This is a genomic window from Providencia sp. PROV261 (assembly GCF_028477945.1).
Lineage (GTDB): Bacteria > Pseudomonadota > Gammaproteobacteria > Enterobacterales > Enterobacteriaceae > Providencia > Providencia stuartii.
Genome location: NZ_JAMPMC010000050.1, coordinates 1 through 11,416 on the forward strand (window position 1 = coordinate 1; position 11,416 = coordinate 11,416).

Genomic DNA, 11,416 nt, shown 5'->3' on the forward strand with positions numbered 1-11,416 from the left:
CATCCATAGGGTGCCCTTTTGTATTTCTTATCTCCCTCATCTCCTATCTATTTACCGCGAAGAATTGTCTCTCAAGACATTATCAATCCTTGTGATATTTCTATTTATTTATTAAATTTCAATGCGTTAATTCGGTCACAAAATCAAGATTCAACATCAGTATTACCAATAAACTCAAACGAATTGTCTATTATTTAATCATCATAATGAAGATGAGGAGATGAGGCATGATTTCGTTCGCAGGTAAGGTTGGCATTATTACGGGAGGGAGTAGCGGTATTGGCCTAGCGGCTGCAGAAAAATTTTTATCATTAGGTGCGTCAGTTATCATTACGGGAAGTCATGCTGACCGTGGCCAGAGGGCACTCAATCGCTTGAAGAACAAAGAGGGCGCAATACAATTTTTTCAGATGGATGCAGCCAATGAAAAAGAGAATGATCGGTTAGTGGCGCATACAGTAAAGGAATACGGTTCGATTGATTTTTTATTTGCTAATGCAGGAATACTTGCCGATGACGTTGCCCACAAACTCGCTTATGAAAAATGGCAGCATGTCATTGATGTTAATCTCAATGGATTATTTTTGATTAATCGAGCTGTTATCGATTATTGGTTAAAAAACCAAAAAGAAGGAGCAATTGTTAACTGTGGCTCTATATGTTCGTTTGTGGGGCAACATCAATTTCCAGCATATTGCGCTTCAAAAGGTGGGATCAAACTGTTAACGCAAACATTGGCAATAAGTTATGCAATGCATAATATTCGAATTAATGCAGTTTGCCCTGGTTATATCGATACTCCATTATTGGATGGGCGCGATTTAGATAAACAAAAGTTAGCAGAGATGCATCCGATGAAAAGGATAGGGACACCTGAAGAGGTTGCTAATGTTGTTGCCTTTTTAGCTAGTGATGCAGCGTCATTTGTGACAGGAGCTGCCTATTTAGTGGATGGAGGTTTTACTGCTTAATGAAACGTTTTATGTAAATTGATCGTAACGATAATTGAAATGGTAATCATTTTTATTTAAACTACCTGTGTGTAATTTATGCAGGTAGTTGCTATGTATGTATGTCTCTGTGAAGCCGTAACGGATAAACAAATTAGAAGTGCGGTGCGCCAATATCATGTGACGTCATTAAAAGGGCTACGTCAAATCCTCCCTGTCGGTCGCGAATGCGGTAAGTGCATCAGGCAAACTCGTGAAATCTTAAATGATGAGTTAGCACTTGCCGAGCATATCTGTATTGCTGAAGTCGCTTAATCGAAATAATAATCATTTAACTCATTCATTAATAAGTAACTTTCATCTCAAATTCTCTATAGAAAATTACTCATTGTTAGCATTTCAGTACTACACTTTAAAGACTGGAAGCAATGGAGTATAAAAAATGAAAGGCGATAAAAAAATGATAGCCCATCTGAATAAGTTATTGGGCAATGAGTTAGTAGCAATCAATCAATACTTTTTGCATGCACGTATGTTTAAAAATTGGGGTTTAACACGTCTTAATGAGGTGGAATACCATGAATCGATTGATGAAATGAAACATGCAGATAAGTATATCGAACGTATCTTATTCCTTGAGGGGATACCTAACCTGCAAGACCTCGGTAAACTTAACATTGGTGAAGATGTTGAGGAGATGTTAGCTTCAGATCTTAAGCTGGAGCTTGATGGGGCTAAAAATCTAAAAGAAGCGATTAGTTACGCAGACTCAATTCATGATTACGTTAGTCGTGATCTGATGATTGAAATTTTAGCTGATGAAGAAAACCATATTGATTGGATAGAAACGCAGTTAGATTTAATCAAACGTATGGGTATTCAAAATTATACACAGGCGCAAATTATTGAAGAGGAGTAATGCTTTTTCGATTTATTTGTGTGCTGTAATATCACGCCTCACTACAAAAAAGTAATAGTGAGGCGTTTTTTATTGAAAAGTGCTATAAGTAAAAAAACAGAAAAATTCGCACATATTTTCTCCGATTACTTGCGTTTAAGATTCAGTTGCGTATAATGCGCGGGCTTACTGATTAGTAATCCCTAGTTTTTTAGGTCTTAAAGGTCAGTATTGAGTTCACGATTTGTAACTCATTTAGACAATACTCCCGATTTGGGGGTTACATCAAAGAACGATTACACTCCCCCATCAATCGAAATGGGTGCGAGGAGTAATTATTTACGTTTATAAAATAGTTGGAGCTCTGGTCTCATGCAGAACCAAAGAATCCGTATCCGCCTGAAAGCCTTTGATCATCGTTTAATTGATCAATCAACTGCGGAAATCGTAGAGACTGCTAAGCGCACTGGTGCGCAAGTTCGTGGTCCTATCCCGCTGCCGACACGTAAAGAGCGTTTTACCGTTCTGATTTCTCCGCACGTTAACAAAGATGCGCGTGATCAGTACGAAATTCGCACTCACAAACGTCTGGTTGACATCGTTGAGCCAACCGAGAAGACCGTTGATGCTCTGATGCGTCTGGACCTGGCTGCCGGCGTAGACGTGCAGATCAGCCTGGGTTAATCAGGTCGTCGAACGATTGAGAGGTTGAAACAATGATTGGTTTAGTCGGTAAAAAAGTGGGTATGACGCGTATCTTCACTGAAGATGGTGTTTCTATCCCTGTAACAGTTATCGAAATCGAAAATAACCGCGTTACTCAAGTTAAAACAGCAGAAACTGACGGTTATAATGCAATTCAGGTGACTACTGGTAGCAAAAAAGCGAACCGTGTATCTAAGCCTGAGGCAGGTCATTTCGCTAAAGCTGGCGTCGAAGCTGGCCGTATTCTACGTGAATTCCGTACTGAAGAAGGTGCTGAATTTAACGTAGGTCAAAGCATTAGCGTTGAAATTTTCGCTGACGTTAAAAAAGTCGACGTTACTGGTACATCTAAAGGTAAAGGCTTCGCTGGTACAGTTAAGCGTTGGAATTTCCGTACCCAAGATGCTACCCATGGTAACTCCTTGTCTCACCGTGTTCCGGGTTCTATCGGTCAGAACCAGACTCCGGGCAAAGTGTTCAAAGGCAAGAAAATGGCAGGCCAACTGGGTAATGAGCGTGTAACCGTTCAAAGCCTAGATGTAGTACGTGTTGACGCTGAGCGCAACCTGCTGCTGGTCAAAGGTGCTGTTCCAGGTGCAACTGGTAGCGACCTGATCGTAAAACCGGCTGTCAAGGCTTAACGTCGAGGAGATAGGAATGGAATTGGTAATGAAAGACGCGCAAAGCGCGCTGACTGTTTCCGAAACTACCTTCGGGCGTGATTTCAATGAAGCGCTTGTTCACCAAGTAGTTGTTGCGTATGCAGCTGGTGCTCGTCAAGGTACTCGTGCTCAGAAAACTCGTGCTGAAGTTTCTGGTTCAGGTAAAAAACCATGGCGTCAAAAAGGCACAGGCCGCGCACGTTCTGGTTCTATCAAGAGCCCAATTTGGCGCTCTGGTGGTGTTAGCTTCGCTGCTAAACCACAGGACCACAGTCAAAAAGTTAATAAGAAGATGTACCGCGGTGCTCTGAAAAGCATCCTGTCTGAACTGGTACGTCAAGATCGTCTGATCGTTGTCGAGAAGTTCTCTGTTGAAGCACCTAAAACTAAGTTGCTGGCACAGAAACTGAAAGATATGGCTCTGGAAGATGTACTGATCATCACTGCTGAATTAGATGAAAATCTGTTCTTAGCAGCACGTAACCTGTACAAGGTTGACGTTCGTGATGCAGCGGGTATCGACCCAGTTAGCTTAATCGCCTTCGACAAAGTGGTTATGACTGCTGATGCTGTGAAGCAAGTTGAGGAGATGCTGGCATGATCCGTGAAGAACGTCTGCTAAAAGTACTGCGCGCGCCGCACGTATCTGAAAAAGCTTCTACAGCGATGGAAAAAAGCAATACCATCGTTCTCAAAGTTGCGAAAGACGCGACTAAAGCAGAAATTAAAGCTGCTGTGCAGAAACTGTTTGAAGTCGAAGTTGAAGGTGTTAACACTTTGCTGGTTAAAGGCAAAACTAAACGCCACGGTCAGCGTTTTGGTCGTCGTAGCGACTGGAAAAAAGCTTACGTTACGCTGAAAGAAGGCCAGAATCTGGACTTCATTGGCGGCGCAGAGTAAGTCGGAGGAGTAAAGAACAATGGCAATTGTTAAATGTAAACCTACGTCTCCGGGCCGTCGCCACGTAGTTAAAGTGGTTAACCCTGAGCTGCATAAGGGCAAACCTTATGCTCCGCTGTTAGAAAAAAACAGCAAATCCGGTGGTCGTAACAACAATGGCCGTATCACCACTCGTCACATTGGTGGTGGCCATAAGCAACACTATCGTCTGGTTGACTTTAAACGCAACAAAGACGGTGTTCCTGCTGTTGTTGAGCGTTTGGAATATGATCCAAACCGTTCTGCGAACATTGCACTGGTTCTATATAAAGACGGTGAACGTCGTTATATTCTTGCGCCTAAAGGTTTGAAAGCTGGTGACCAGATCCAATCTGGCGTTGATTCAGCAATCAAAACTGGTAACGCACTGCCAATGCGCAACATCCCTGTTGGTTCTACAGTTCACAACATCGAACTGAAACCAGGTAAAGGTGGTCAGTTAGCGCGTTCAGCAGGTACTTATGCTCAGATCGTTGCACGTGATGGTGCTTATGTCACTCTGCGTCTGCGTTCTGGTGAAATGCGTAAAGTTCTGGCTGATTGCCGTGCAACTTTAGGTGAAGTTGGTAACGCTGAGCACATGTTACGTGTTCTGGGTAAAGCTGGTGCTAGCCGCTGGCGTGGTATTCGTCCTACCGTTCGTGGTACGGCGATGAACCCAGTCGATCACCCACATGGTGGTGGTGAGGGTCGTAACTTTGGTAAACACCCTGTAACACCTTGGGGCGTTCAAACCAAAGGTAAGAAAACTCGTAGCAACAAGCGTACTGATCAATTCATCGTACGTCATCGTTCTAAAAAATAATTAGAGGATAAACCATGCCACGTTCTCTCAAGAAAGGTCCTTTTATTGACCTGCACTTGCTGAAGAAGGTAGAGAAAGCGGTGGAAAGCGGAGACAAGAAGCCTCTTAAGACTTGGTCCCGTCGTTCAACGATCTTTCCTAATATGATCGGATTGACCATCGCTGTCCATAATGGTCGTCAGCATGTTCCAGTTTTTGTTACCGACGAAATGGTTGGTCATAAACTGGGTGAATTCGCACCGACTCGCACTTATCGCGGCCATGCGGCTGATAAGAAAGCTAAGAAACGTTAAGGATAGGAGGAAGAGATGGAAACTTTAGCTATGCATCGCCACGCTCGTTCTTCTGCCCAGAAGGTTCGCTTAGTTGCCGACCTGATTCGCGGTAAGAAAGTGTCGCAAGCTCTGGAAATTCTGACCTACACCAACAAGAAAGCTGCTGGTTTAGTGAAGAAAGTACTTGAATCTGCAATTGCTAACGCAGAGCAAAACGATGGCGCTGACATTGATGACCTGAAAGTTGCGAAAATTTTCGTTGACGAAGGTCCAACCATGAAACGCATCATGCCGCGTGCGAAAGGCCGTGCAGATCGTATTCTTAAGCGCACCAGCCACATTACTGTGGTTGTGTCCGATCGCTGAGACTCTGGAGACTAGCAATGGGTCAGAAAGTACATCCTAATGGTATTCGCCTGGGTATTGTCAAACCTTGGAACTCTACTTGGTACGCGAATACTAATGAATTCGCTGACAACCTAGACAGCGATTATAAAGTACGCCAGTACTTGAACAAAGAATTGGCAAAAGCGTCAATTTCACGCATCGTTATCGAGCGTCCTGCAAAAAGCATTCGTGTGACTATTCACACTGCTCGCCCAGGTATCGTTATCGGTAAGAAAGGTGAAGACGTAGAAAAACTGCGTAAAACAGTAGCGGATATCGCTGGTGTTCCTGCGCAAATCAATATCGCCGAAGTTCGTAAACCAGAACTGGACGCTAAATTGGTTGCTGACAGCATCGCTTCACAGCTGGAACGTCGTGTTATGTTCCGTCGTGCTATGAAACGCGCTGTACAAAACGCAATGCGTCTGGGCGCTAAAGGTATTAAAGTTGAAGTCAGCGGCCGTTTAGGCGGTGCTGAAATCGCTCGTACCGAGTGGTATCGTGAAGGCCGTGTGCCACTGCACACTCTACGTGCTGATATCGATTACAACACTTCAGAAGCGCACACCACTTACGGTGTTCTCGGCGTTAAGGTATGGATCTTCAAAGGTGAGATTCTGGGTGGTATGGCTGCTGTTGAACAAGCTGAAAAACCAGCTGCTCAACCTAAAAAGCAGCAGCGTAAAGGCCGCAAGTAAGGAGAGTCGCTGATGTTACAACCAAAGCGTACAAAATTCCGTAAAGTGCACAAAGGCCGCAACCGTGGTCTGGCACAAGGTACGGATGTTAGCTTCGGCACTTTCGGTCTTAAAGCTGTGGGCCGTGGTCGTCTGACTGCTCGTCAGATCGAAGCGGCACGTCGTGCTATGACCCGTGCAGTTAAGCGTCAAGGTAAAATCTGGATCCGTGTGTTCCCAGACAAGCCAATTACTGAGAAGCCACTCGAAGTTCGTATGGGTAAAGGTAAAGGTAACGTAGAATATTGGGTTGCCTTGATCCAGCCTGGTAAAGTCCTGTATGAAATGGACGGTGTGCCTGAAGAGCTGGCTCGTGAAGCATTCTCTCTGGCAGCAGCGAAACTGCCTATCAAAACCACCTTTGTAACTAAGACGGTGATGTAATGAAAGCACAAGAGCTGCGCGAAAAAAGCGTTGAAGAGCTGAACGCTGAACTTTTGAACCTGTTACGTGAACAATTCAACTTACGTATGCAGGCTGCAAGTGGTCAGCTGCAACAGTCTCATCTGTTGAAACAAGTGCGTCGCGATATCGCACGTGTGAAGACTTTACTGACTGAGAAGGCAGGTGCGTAATGAGCGATAAAATCCGTACTCTGCAAGGTCGTGTAGTTAGCGATAAAATGGAGAAATCTATTGTTGTTGCTATCGAGCGTATGGTGAAGCACCCTCTGTATGGTAAATTCATCCGTCGTACGACTAAATTGCACGTACATGACGAGAACAATGAATGTGGAATCGGTGACGTGGTAGAAATCCGCCAAACTCGTCCACTGTCTAAGACTAAGTCTTGGGCCTTAGTTCGCGTTGTTGAAAAAGCTGTTTTATAATATAGAATAGCCTTTTCTAATAAATAAACGGCTCTTTTTTACTGAGCCGTTTATTTTTTTCTGTCCATAACGAAGATGTGGTGTTATAATGCCGCGCCCTCGTATTGTGGGTTATATTGAACGGTCTCTTCAATAATGAAGTGGCTCAGTAGTAGTTGACATTTAGCGGAGCACTAAAATGATCCAAGAACAGACTATGCTGAACGTGGCCGACAACTCCGGTGCACGTCGCGTAATGTGTATCAAGGTTCTAGGTGGCTCGCACCGTCGCTATGCAGGCGTCGGCGACATCATTAAAATTACTGTTAAAGAAGCAATTCCACGCGGTAAAGTGAAAAAAGGTGATGTCCTGAAGGCGGTAGTGGTGCGCACCAAGAAGGGTGTACGTCGCCCGGACGGTTCTGTCATTCGCTTCGATAGTAATGCATGCGTTATTCTAAACAATAACAGCGAGCAAGTAGTCGGTACGCGTATTTTTGGGCCGGTAACTCGTGAACTTCGTACAGAGAAGTTTATGAAAATTATCTCACTGGCACCTGAAGTACTCTAAGGAGCGGAACTATGGCAGCGAAAATCCGTCGTGATGACGAAGTTATCGTGCTGACTGGTAAAGATAAAGGTAAGCGCGGTAAAGTAAAACAGGTTATTTCTTCTGGTAAAGTTATCGTTGAAGGTATCAATCTGGTTAAAAAACATCAGAAGCCAGTTCCGGCTCTGAATCAACCAGGTGGCATCGTTGAAAAAGAAGCGGCAATTCACGTTTCTAACGTTGCAATCTTTAACGCGGCAACTGGTAAGGCTGACCGTGTAGGCTTTAGATTCGAAGACGGCAAAAAAGTCCGTTTCTTCAAATCTAACAGTGAAACTATCAAGTAATTTTTGGAGTATACGATGGCGAAACTGCATGATTACTATAAAGACGAAGTAACTAAAAAACTGATGGCTCAGTTTGGTTACAATTCTGTCATGCAAGTCCCTCGGGTCGAGAAGATCACCCTGAATATGGGTGTTGGTGAAGCGATTGCTGATAAAAAACTGCTGGACAATGCAGCAGCTGACTTGGCAGCAATCTCTGGTCAAAAACCATTGATCACCAAAGCACGCAAATCTGTTGCAGGCTTCAAAATCCGTCAGGGCTATCCAATCGGCTGTAAAGTAACCCTGCGTGGCGAACGCATGTGGGAGTTCCTTGAGCGACTGATTTCTATTGCTGTACCACGTATTCGTGACTTCCGTGGCTTGTCCGCTAAGTCATTTGATGGTCGCGGTAACTACAGCATGGGCGTACGTGAACAAATCATCTTCCCTGAAATCGATTACGATAAAGTGGATCGTGTGCGTGGTTTAGATATTACTATCACCACAACTGCGAAATCAGATGACGAAGGTCGCGCACTGTTAGCAGCGTTCAACTTCCCGTTCCGCAAGTAAGGCAGGGTACTCATGGCTAAGAAATCTATGAAAGCGCGTGATGTTAAGCGTGCTAAATTAGCTGAGAAGTTTTTCGCAAAACGCGTTGAACTGAAAGCTATCATCTCTGATGTAAACGCATCTGATGAAGATCGCTGGGACGCTGTTCTCAAGCTGCAAACACTGCCACGTGATTCAAGTCCTTCTCGTCAGCGTAACCGCTGCCGTCAAACTGGGCGTCCGCACGGTTTCCTGCGGAAATTTGGTCTGAGCCGTATTAAAGTCCGTGAAGCCGCTATGCGCGGTGAAATCCCGGGCCTTAAAAAGGCTAGTTGGTAATTGTCACCATATTGAATCACGGGAGTAAAGACAGATGAGCATGCAAGATCCCATCGCGGATATGCTGACCCGTATCCGTAACGGTCAGGCCGCGAACAAAGTTGCGGTCACCATGCCTTCCTCCAAGCTGAAAGTGGCGATTGCCAAAGTGCTGAAGGAAGAAGGTTATATTGAAGATTTTAAAATTGAAGGCGACACTAAGCCAGAATTGGAACTGACTCTGCGTTATTTCCAAGGTAAGGCTGTAGTAGAAAGCATTCAGCGTGTAAGCCGCCCAAGTCTGCGCATCTATAAGAAAAAAGATGAGCTGCCACAAGTTATGGCTGGCTTAGGTATCGCTGTTATTTCTACCTCTAAAGGTGTCATGACTGATCGTGCAGCTCGCCAAGCTGGTCTTGGTGGCGAGATTCTCTGCTACGTAGCTTAATTCGGGAGGAAAGAATGTCTCGTGTGGCAAAAGCACCCGTCGTCATTCCTGCCGGCGTAGAGGTAAAACTCAACGGTCAGGTTATTTCGATTAAGGGTAAAAACGGCGAGCTTACTCGTACTATCCATAATGCAGTTGAAGTTAAACATGAAGATGGCCGCTTAACTTTCGCACCGCGCGAAGGTTTCGCTGATGCTTGGGCACAGGCGGGTACTTCTCGTTCTCTGCTTAACTCAATGGTTATTGGTGTTACTGAAGGCTTCACTAAAAAACTTCAACTAGTCGGTGTTGGTTACCGTGCGGCAGTTAAAGGCAACGCTGTTAGCTTGTCTCTAGGTTTTTCGCATCCGGTTGAACACGCACTGCCAGCAGGCATTACTGCAGAATGCCCAACACAAACTGAAATCGTACTGAAAGGTGCGGATAAGCAAGTGATTGGTCAAGTCGCGGCAGAACTGCGTGCTTACCGTCGTCCTGAGCCTTACAAAGGCAAGGGTGTTCGTTACGCCGATGAAATCGTGCGTACTAAAGAGGCTAAGAAGAAGTAAGGTAACACTATGGATAAGAAAGCAGCTCGTATCCGTCGTGCGACCCGCGCACGCCGCAAGATCCAAGAGTTGGGTGCGACACGCCTGGTGGTACACCGTACTCCACGCCATATTTATGCGCAGGTTATCGCTCCAAACGGTTCTGAAACTTTGGTGGCCGCTTCTACTACAGAAAAAGCTATCAATGAGCAAGTGAAATTCACTGGAAACAAAGACGCAGCAGCAGTTGTTGGTAAAATTATTGCTGAACGCGCATTGGAAAAAGGCATCACTACTGTTGCTTTTGACCGTTCTGGTTTCCAATATCATGGTAGAGTCCAGGCACTGGCAGAAGCTGCCCGTGAAGCTGGCCTTCAGTTCTAAGGTAGAGGTGTAAGATGGCTCACATCGAGAAACAAGCTGGCGAACTGCAGGAAAAGCTGATCGCGGTAAACCGCGTAGCAAAAACCGTTAAAGGTGGCCGTATTTTCAGCTTTACAGCACTGACAGTAGTTGGTGATGGTAACGGTCGCGTTGGTTTTGGCTACGGCAAAGCGCGCGAAGTTCCGGCAGCAATCCAGAAAGCGATGGAAAAAGCCCGTCGCAGCATGAAAACCGTTGCTCTAAACAACGGCACTTTGTTCCACCCTGTGAAAGGTACACACACCGGTTCTCGCGTGTTTATGCAACCTGCTCACGAAGGTACTGGTATCATCGCCGGTGGTGCAATGCGTGCTGTTTTAGAAGTAGCTGGAGTTCGCAACGTACTGGCTAAAACCTATGGTTCCACAAACCCAATCAACGTGGTTCGTGCAACACTGGATGCTTTAGACAGCATGAAGTCTCCAGAAATGGTCGCAGCTAAGCGTGGAAAATCCGTCGAAGAAATTCTGGGGTAATCAGCCATGGCTAAGACTATTAAAATTACACAAGTTCGCAGTTCAATCGGTCGCCTGCCTAAGCATAAGGCAACTTTGATCGGTTTAGGTCTGCGTCGCATTGGTCATACAGTAGAACGTGAGGACACTCCTGCTGTTCGCGGTATGGTCAACTTGGTTTCCTACATGGTTAAAGTTGAGGAGTAAGAGATGCGTTTAAATACTCTGTCTCCGGCTGAAGGTGCCAAGCACGCGCCTAAGCGCTTAGGTCGTGGTATCGGTTCTGGTCTGGGTAAAACCGGCGGACGTGGTCACAAAGGTCAGAAATCTCGTTCTGGCGGTGGCGTACGTCGTGGTTTCGAAGGCGGCCAGATGCCTTTATACCGTCGTCTACCAAAATTTGGTTTTACTTCACGTAAAGCAATGATCACTGCAGAAGTTCGTCTGTCTGATTTTGCTGCTGTTGAAGGCGATGTTATTGATCTGAACGCACTAAAAGCCGCGAATGTTGTTGGCATCCAGATTGAATATGCGAAAGTTATTCTTTCTGGCGAAGTGAATCGTGCAGTAACTGTACGTGGCCTTCGTGTTACTAAAGGTGCTCGCGCTGCGATTGAAGCTGCCGGCGGTAAAATTGAGGAATAAGTG

General features: G+C 45.3%; 24 protein-coding genes. All 24 read left to right on the forward strand.

The features are described 5' to 3' along the window. Positions 1–227 precede the first annotated feature (227 nt). The 24 genes from PR675_RS19240 (at position 228) to rplO (ending at position 11,413) form a co-directional block, all read left to right on the forward strand. Entirely contained in the window at positions 228–971 is a 744-nt protein-coding gene (locus PR675_RS19240; RefSeq protein WP_060560799.1) for an SDR family NAD(P)-dependent oxidoreductase, read from the forward strand. Positions 972–1,064: 93 nt separating this feature from the next. After that, a complete protein-coding gene (gene bfd / locus PR675_RS19245) occupies positions 1,065–1,265 on the forward strand; it encodes a bacterioferritin-associated ferredoxin (RefSeq protein ID WP_014657269.1) in 201 nt (66 codons plus the stop codon). Between the two features lie 127 nt (positions 1,266–1,392). Beyond that, positions 1,393–1,869 (forward strand): bacterioferritin, encoded by a 477-nt coding sequence (bfr, locus tag PR675_RS19250; RefSeq protein ID WP_036942589.1) that lies wholly within the window; start codon positions 1,393–1,395, stop codon positions 1,867–1,869. A gap of 351 nt (positions 1,870–2,220) precedes the next feature. Next, positions 2,221–2,532 carry a 30S ribosomal protein S10 gene (gene rpsJ, locus PR675_RS19255; protein ID WP_001181005.1) on the forward strand — a complete coding sequence of 104 codons (312 nt, stop codon included), beginning with the start codon at positions 2,221–2,223 and terminating at the stop codon, positions 2,530–2,532. A 32-nt stretch (positions 2,533–2,564) separates the two neighbouring features. Then, the gene (gene rplC / locus PR675_RS19260; RefSeq protein WP_004926461.1) at positions 2,565–3,194 is read left to right on the forward strand and encodes a 50S ribosomal protein L3; all 630 of its coding nucleotides are present in this window, start codon (positions 2,565–2,567) and stop codon (positions 3,192–3,194) included. 16 nt (positions 3,195–3,210) lie between these two features. Further along, positions 3,211–3,816, forward strand: a complete 606-nt coding sequence (gene rplD, locus PR675_RS19265) for a 50S ribosomal protein L4 (RefSeq protein WP_004926458.1) — start codon at positions 3,211–3,213, stop codon at positions 3,814–3,816. After that, a complete protein-coding gene (gene rplW, locus PR675_RS19270; RefSeq protein WP_004926456.1) occupies positions 3,813–4,115 on the forward strand; it encodes a 50S ribosomal protein L23 in 303 nt (100 codons plus the stop codon). The genes rplD and rplW overlap by 4 nt, the downstream gene beginning before the upstream one ends. Positions 4,116–4,134: 19 nt before the next feature. Then, the gene (gene rplB / locus PR675_RS19275) at positions 4,135–4,959 is read left to right on the forward strand and encodes a 50S ribosomal protein L2 (RefSeq protein ID WP_004926454.1); all 825 of its coding nucleotides are present in this window, start codon (positions 4,135–4,137) and stop codon (positions 4,957–4,959) included. A 14-nt stretch (positions 4,960–4,973) separates the two neighbouring features. Further along, entirely contained in the window at positions 4,974–5,252 is a 279-nt protein-coding gene (gene rpsS / locus PR675_RS19280) for a 30S ribosomal protein S19 (RefSeq protein WP_004265426.1), read from the forward strand. 15 nt (positions 5,253–5,267) lie between these two features. Continuing rightward, complete coding sequence (gene rplV, locus PR675_RS19285; RefSeq protein ID WP_004265430.1) at positions 5,268–5,600, forward strand: 50S ribosomal protein L22; 333 nt, start codon at positions 5,268–5,270, stop codon at positions 5,598–5,600. Positions 5,601–5,617: 17 nt separating this feature from the next. Further along, complete coding sequence (rpsC, locus tag PR675_RS19290) at positions 5,618–6,319, forward strand: 30S ribosomal protein S3 (protein ID WP_004926451.1); 702 nt, start codon at positions 5,618–5,620, stop codon at positions 6,317–6,319. Positions 6,320–6,331: 12 nt separating this feature from the next. Continuing rightward, positions 6,332–6,742 carry a 50S ribosomal protein L16 gene (rplP, locus tag PR675_RS19295; protein WP_004926449.1) on the forward strand — a complete coding sequence of 137 codons (411 nt, stop codon included), beginning with the start codon at positions 6,332–6,334 and terminating at the stop codon, positions 6,740–6,742. Further along, positions 6,742–6,933, forward strand: a complete 192-nt coding sequence (gene rpmC / locus PR675_RS19300) for a 50S ribosomal protein L29 (protein ID WP_004265442.1) — start codon at positions 6,742–6,744, stop codon at positions 6,931–6,933. The genes rplP and rpmC overlap by 1 nt, the downstream gene beginning before the upstream one ends. Further along, on the forward strand, positions 6,933–7,187 hold the full coding sequence (rpsQ, locus tag PR675_RS19305) for a 30S ribosomal protein S17 (protein WP_004265446.1): 255 nt from the start codon (positions 6,933–6,935) through the stop codon (positions 7,185–7,187). Before rpmC ends, rpsQ begins: the two co-directional genes overlap by 1 nt. 178 nt (positions 7,188–7,365) lie before the next feature. Next, positions 7,366–7,737, forward strand: coding sequence for a 50S ribosomal protein L14 (gene rplN, locus PR675_RS19310; RefSeq protein ID WP_004926446.1), 372 nt, complete (start codon positions 7,366–7,368; stop codon positions 7,735–7,737). 11 nt (positions 7,738–7,748) lie between these two features. After that, complete coding sequence (gene rplX, locus PR675_RS19315) at positions 7,749–8,063, forward strand: 50S ribosomal protein L24 (protein WP_004926444.1); 315 nt, start codon at positions 7,749–7,751, stop codon at positions 8,061–8,063. 15 nt (positions 8,064–8,078) lie between these two features. Then, on the forward strand, positions 8,079–8,618 hold the full coding sequence (gene rplE, locus PR675_RS19320; protein WP_004926441.1) for a 50S ribosomal protein L5: 540 nt from the start codon (positions 8,079–8,081) through the stop codon (positions 8,616–8,618). A gap of 12 nt (positions 8,619–8,630) precedes the next feature. Beyond that, positions 8,631–8,936 (forward strand): 30S ribosomal protein S14, encoded by a 306-nt coding sequence (gene rpsN, locus PR675_RS19325; RefSeq protein ID WP_004926440.1) that lies wholly within the window; start codon positions 8,631–8,633, stop codon positions 8,934–8,936. A gap of 34 nt (positions 8,937–8,970) precedes the next feature. Further along, the gene (gene rpsH, locus PR675_RS19330; RefSeq protein ID WP_004926438.1) at positions 8,971–9,363 is read left to right on the forward strand and encodes a 30S ribosomal protein S8; all 393 of its coding nucleotides are present in this window, start codon (positions 8,971–8,973) and stop codon (positions 9,361–9,363) included. Between the two features lie 14 nt (positions 9,364–9,377). Then, the gene (rplF, locus tag PR675_RS19335) at positions 9,378–9,911 is read left to right on the forward strand and encodes a 50S ribosomal protein L6 (protein ID WP_060560798.1); all 534 of its coding nucleotides are present in this window, start codon (positions 9,378–9,380) and stop codon (positions 9,909–9,911) included. Positions 9,912–9,920: 9 nt separating this feature from the next. Continuing rightward, the gene (rplR, locus tag PR675_RS19340) at positions 9,921–10,274 is read left to right on the forward strand and encodes a 50S ribosomal protein L18 (protein ID WP_004926434.1); all 354 of its coding nucleotides are present in this window, start codon (positions 9,921–9,923) and stop codon (positions 10,272–10,274) included. Positions 10,275–10,288: 14 nt separating this feature from the next. Beyond that, the gene (gene rpsE / locus PR675_RS19345; protein ID WP_004265471.1) at positions 10,289–10,789 is read left to right on the forward strand and encodes a 30S ribosomal protein S5; all 501 of its coding nucleotides are present in this window, start codon (positions 10,289–10,291) and stop codon (positions 10,787–10,789) included. Positions 10,790–10,795: 6 nt separating this feature from the next. Continuing rightward, positions 10,796–10,975: a 50S ribosomal protein L30 gene (rpmD, locus tag PR675_RS19350; RefSeq protein ID WP_004926432.1), complete on the forward strand. Its 180-nt coding sequence runs from the start codon at positions 10,796–10,798 to the stop codon at positions 10,973–10,975. A 3-nt stretch (positions 10,976–10,978) separates the two neighbouring features. Continuing rightward, positions 10,979–11,413, forward strand: a complete 435-nt coding sequence (rplO, locus tag PR675_RS19355) for a 50S ribosomal protein L15 (protein WP_004926430.1) — start codon at positions 10,979–10,981, stop codon at positions 11,411–11,413. Positions 11,414–11,416 lie beyond the last annotated feature (3 nt).

What these genes read in the sequence shown, in the direction of transcription:
- bfd (WP_014657269.1), top strand. Translation starts at nt 1,065, where the DNA reads ATGTATGTATGTCTCTGTGAAGCCGTAACGGATAAACAAATTAGAAGT.
- rplD (WP_004926458.1), top strand. Translation starts at nt 3,211, where the DNA reads ATGGAATTGGTAATGAAAGACGCGCAAAGCGCGCTGACTGTTTCCGAA.
- rplE (WP_004926441.1), top strand. Translation starts at nt 8,079, where the DNA reads ATGGCGAAACTGCATGATTACTATAAAGACGAAGTAACTAAAAAACTG.
- rplC (WP_004926461.1), top strand. Translation starts at nt 2,565, where the DNA reads ATGATTGGTTTAGTCGGTAAAAAAGTGGGTATGACGCGTATCTTCACT.
- rplX (WP_004926444.1), top strand. Translation starts at nt 7,749, where the DNA reads ATGGCAGCGAAAATCCGTCGTGATGACGAAGTTATCGTGCTGACTGGT.
- rpsS (WP_004265426.1), top strand. Translation starts at nt 4,974, where the DNA reads ATGCCACGTTCTCTCAAGAAAGGTCCTTTTATTGACCTGCACTTGCTG.
- bfr (WP_036942589.1), top strand. Translation starts at nt 1,393, where the DNA reads ATGAAAGGCGATAAAAAAATGATAGCCCATCTGAATAAGTTATTGGGC.
- rplP (WP_004926449.1), top strand. Translation starts at nt 6,332, where the DNA reads ATGTTACAACCAAAGCGTACAAAATTCCGTAAAGTGCACAAAGGCCGC.
- rplR (WP_004926434.1), top strand. Translation starts at nt 9,921, where the DNA reads ATGGATAAGAAAGCAGCTCGTATCCGTCGTGCGACCCGCGCACGCCGC.
- rplN (WP_004926446.1), top strand. Translation starts at nt 7,366, where the DNA reads ATGATCCAAGAACAGACTATGCTGAACGTGGCCGACAACTCCGGTGCA.
- rplF (WP_060560798.1), top strand. Translation starts at nt 9,378, where the DNA reads ATGTCTCGTGTGGCAAAAGCACCCGTCGTCATTCCTGCCGGCGTAGAG.
- PR675_RS19240 (WP_060560799.1), top strand. Translation starts at nt 228, where the DNA reads ATGATTTCGTTCGCAGGTAAGGTTGGCATTATTACGGGAGGGAGTAGC.
- rpmD (WP_004926432.1), top strand. Translation starts at nt 10,796, where the DNA reads ATGGCTAAGACTATTAAAATTACACAAGTTCGCAGTTCAATCGGTCGC.
- rpmC (WP_004265442.1), top strand. Translation starts at nt 6,742, where the DNA reads ATGAAAGCACAAGAGCTGCGCGAAAAAAGCGTTGAAGAGCTGAACGCT.
- rplB (WP_004926454.1), top strand. Translation starts at nt 4,135, where the DNA reads ATGGCAATTGTTAAATGTAAACCTACGTCTCCGGGCCGTCGCCACGTA.
- rpsH (WP_004926438.1), top strand. Translation starts at nt 8,971, where the DNA reads ATGAGCATGCAAGATCCCATCGCGGATATGCTGACCCGTATCCGTAAC.
- rplW (WP_004926456.1), top strand. Translation starts at nt 3,813, where the DNA reads ATGATCCGTGAAGAACGTCTGCTAAAAGTACTGCGCGCGCCGCACGTA.
- rpsQ (WP_004265446.1), top strand. Translation starts at nt 6,933, where the DNA reads ATGAGCGATAAAATCCGTACTCTGCAAGGTCGTGTAGTTAGCGATAAA.
- rpsC (WP_004926451.1), top strand. Translation starts at nt 5,618, where the DNA reads ATGGGTCAGAAAGTACATCCTAATGGTATTCGCCTGGGTATTGTCAAA.
- rpsE (WP_004265471.1), top strand. Translation starts at nt 10,289, where the DNA reads ATGGCTCACATCGAGAAACAAGCTGGCGAACTGCAGGAAAAGCTGATC.
- rpsJ (WP_001181005.1), top strand. Translation starts at nt 2,221, where the DNA reads ATGCAGAACCAAAGAATCCGTATCCGCCTGAAAGCCTTTGATCATCGT.
- rpsN (WP_004926440.1), top strand. Translation starts at nt 8,631, where the DNA reads ATGGCTAAGAAATCTATGAAAGCGCGTGATGTTAAGCGTGCTAAATTA.
- rplV (WP_004265430.1), top strand. Translation starts at nt 5,268, where the DNA reads ATGGAAACTTTAGCTATGCATCGCCACGCTCGTTCTTCTGCCCAGAAG.
- rplO (WP_004926430.1), top strand. Translation starts at nt 10,979, where the DNA reads ATGCGTTTAAATACTCTGTCTCCGGCTGAAGGTGCCAAGCACGCGCCT.